This window comes from Reyranella sp. (assembly GCF_036558665.1).
GTDB lineage: Bacteria > Pseudomonadota > Alphaproteobacteria > Reyranellales > Reyranellaceae > Reyranella.
In genome coordinates, this window is the sequence record NZ_DATBFE010000128.1 from 1 (window position 1) to 2,952 (window position 2,952).

Below are 2,952 nucleotides of genomic sequence, written 5' to 3' on the forward strand. Positions count from 1 at the left end.
GCTTCTGGCAGTTCTTGCAATGGCAGATCGCGGTGAACACCGGATCGGCGTCGGCCGAATAGCGCACCTTGCCGCACAGGCACCCGCCCGACAGATGTCGCATGCTTGCCTCCCTTGCTTGCCGTCGAAAGCCTAGCCCCCGCCTCGCGCCCGGCCAAGGACGATCCACGGGCGATCCAGGGGCGATCCAGGGGCGATCCAAGGGCGATCCGCCGCGAGGGCGGGGCGGCGTGCCGTCGATCGGAACTGCAGTCCGAACCGGATTGCAACCGGCGCGGTTGCCCTCCGCGCGCCCCGCTCCTACGCTCGGCGACAGGAACGCGGGGGAGTTCCCGTGGAGCGAGAGCAGCGCAGGCTGGCCGCCATCGTGGCGGCCGATGTCGTCGGCTATTCGCGGCTGATGGGCCGCGACGAGAGCGGCACGCTGGCGCGCCTCAAGGAGCATCGGCGCGAGCGGCTGGAGCCGGCGCTGGCCCGCAACAGCGGCCGGCTGGTGAAGCTCACGGGCGACGGCGCGCTGGTCGAATTCGGCAGCGCTGTCGATGCACTGCGCGCATCGATCGAGTTCCAGCAGGCCGTCGCCGACACCAATGAACCGCTCGCCGAGACCGAGAGGATCGTGTTCCGTCTCGGCATCCATCTCGGCGACCTGATCGTCGACGGCGACGATCTCTATGGCGACGGCGTCAACATCGCTGCGAGGCTGGAGGGCGAGGCGCCGGCCGGCGGCCTCGTGATCTCGGGCGCCGTCCACGACGCGGTCGCCGGCCGGGTCAGGGCCACCTTCGACGATCTCGGGCGGCTCGCGCTCAAGAACATCGACCGGCCGGTGCAGGCGTTCGCGGTCAAGTGGGAGCACGCGGACTGGCAAGCCGCAACCGCTTCCGCTTCCACGCCTCCGGTCCAACCTGTCACGCCGCTGCCCCTGCCCGACAAGCCGTCGATCGCGGTGCTGCCGTTCGAGAACATGAGCGGCGATCCCGAGCAGGAATACTTCGCCGACGGAATGGTCGAAGACATCATCACGGCGCTGTCGCGGTTCAAGGCGCTGTTCGTGATCGCCCGCAATTCGAGCTTCTCCTACAAGGGCAAGGCCGTCGATGTCCGCCAGGTCGGCCGCGAGCTCGGCGTGCACCATGTCCTGGAAGGCAGTGTGCGCAAGGCCGGCAATCGCGTGCGCGTCACCGCCCAGCTCATCGAAGCGCAGACCGGCAACCATCTATGGGCCCAACGCTTCGACCGGCTGCTCGACGACATCTTCGCCGTCCAGGAAGAGATCACCAGCAGCATCGTGTCGGCGGTCGGAGCGGAAGTGGAGAATGTCCAGATCGCCACGGTCGGTCGCGCACGCCCCAACAATCTCGAGGCGCACGGCCTCGCCCTGCGGGCATGGGCCGAGATCAGGGACCTCGGGCGCAGTCCCGACAATGCGCGCATCGACGCTGTCATGAGAATGGCCGAGGAAGCGCTGGCGATCGATGCTCAGTGCGTGCCGGCGCTCGTTGCGCTCGGCTGGGCGCACTTTCATCAGGGCTTCTTCCGGACGGCCGCCGATCCCGTTCGCGCTCTCGCGACCGCAAGCGCGGTCGCGACCCGCGCCCAGGGCATCGACCACCTGAACCACAGGCCCTACGTGCTCAAAGCCTGGGTCCATCTCGCCACGAGCCGTCACGACGATGCGCTGTTCGAGGCGCGACGGGCTCACGAACTCAATGCGAACGATCCCGACACGCTGGTTGCGATGGGCGCCATCGAGTCGCGATCCGGTCAGACGAAATCGGGTATCGAGTGGCTGACGCAGGCTTTGCGCCTCAACCCGCTGAACCCGTTCCAGCATTGGGTTCACCTCAATCTCTCGGTGGCCTGCTTCCTTGCCTCCGACTACGCGAAGGGCATCGAGTGGGCCTTGCTCTGCAGGCGCTCCGCCCCGCAGTTCGTACAGAACCTCAACATGCTGGCGGTCAACTATGTCGGGCTTGGCCAACTCGAGGAAGCCCGCCAGATATTCGCGGTCGCCAATGGGCTTGCGCCGGAGCTTCTGAAGCAACGGCTTGCCACCGGCTCGCCGTTGTATCGGTTACCCGAGGACCGGCAGCGCGACGCCAGGTTCCTGCGCATCGCCGCCGGGTTGGAGGCTCCGCCGTGACCGAGCAGCGCCGCCTGGCCGTCATCGTCGAATGGTCGTGCATCCAACCGGAACCGTTATGAGGAGATAGCGATGGCTTGCTACGTAGTATGGGACGCGGAGATTACCGACCGGCCGGGACTGGAACCGTATGTCGCCGCGGTCAGCGACACCATCGCGAAGCACGGCGGGCGATACCTGGCGCGGGCCGGCACCACGAAACTCATCGAAGGCGGGCCGCAGCCCAAGACCATTGTCATCCTCGAGTTTCCGGACGCCGCCGCCGTCGACCGCTGGTACAAGTCACCCGAGTACCAGAAGATCCTTCCGCATCGTCTCCAGAACTCGACCGGTCGGCTGTTCACCGTGGACGGCGTGACAGCAGCCTAATCTGGCGCCGACGCGCCCTACAGCTTCACCGCGAGGCCGAGCCGCGCCGTCGTGTCGACCGCGTGCTCGACCCGGAGGACGGCAACGTCACGATCGAGACCTTGCAGCGGCCCGCCGTCCTGGTCGGACGCAGGCTGCAGGTGGAGATCGTCTAGCCATAGACTCCCCGCGGCGCACGCGCGACTGTCGTCGCCGGGGCACCACCGCGGCGGGCGATGTCGCCGGCCTCGGGAACGAGAGGGGGGCAGATGCGATACCTGATCCTGGGCGCGGGCGCCCTGGGCGGCCTGTTCGGCGGCAAGCTCGTGAAGGGCGGCGCGGACGTGGCGTTCCTCGTGCGGCCGGCGCGGGCCAGCCAGCTCGCGCGCGACGGCCTCGTCGTGCGCAGCCAGGACGGCGAGATCAGGACTGCGGTGAAGACGCTCCAGCAGGGCGAG

General features: G+C 67.9%; 3 protein-coding genes. All 3 read left to right on the top strand.

Annotated features, from left to right (window positions below):
* The first annotated feature begins 334 nt into the window (after positions 1–334).
* Positions 335–2,146 carry an adenylate/guanylate cyclase domain-containing protein gene (locus VH499_RS18680; RefSeq protein ID WP_332054258.1) on the top strand — a complete coding sequence of 604 codons (1,812 nt, stop codon included), beginning with the start codon at positions 335–337 and terminating at the stop codon, positions 2,144–2,146.
* A gap of 72 nt (positions 2,147–2,218) precedes the next feature.
* Complete coding sequence (locus tag VH499_RS18685) at positions 2,219–2,515, top strand: DUF1330 domain-containing protein (RefSeq protein ID WP_332054259.1); 297 nt, start codon at positions 2,219–2,221, stop codon at positions 2,513–2,515.
* A gap of 248 nt (positions 2,516–2,763) precedes the next feature.
* The coding region (locus VH499_RS18690; RefSeq protein WP_332054260.1) for a 2-dehydropantoate 2-reductase N-terminal domain-containing protein at positions 2,764–2,952 on the top strand (189 nt) is incomplete at its 3' end.

Coding starts and splice junctions, on each gene's coding strand:
- VH499_RS18685 (WP_332054259.1), top strand. CDS start 2,219: ATGGCTTGCTACGTAGTATGGGACGCGGAGATTACCGACCGGCCGGGA.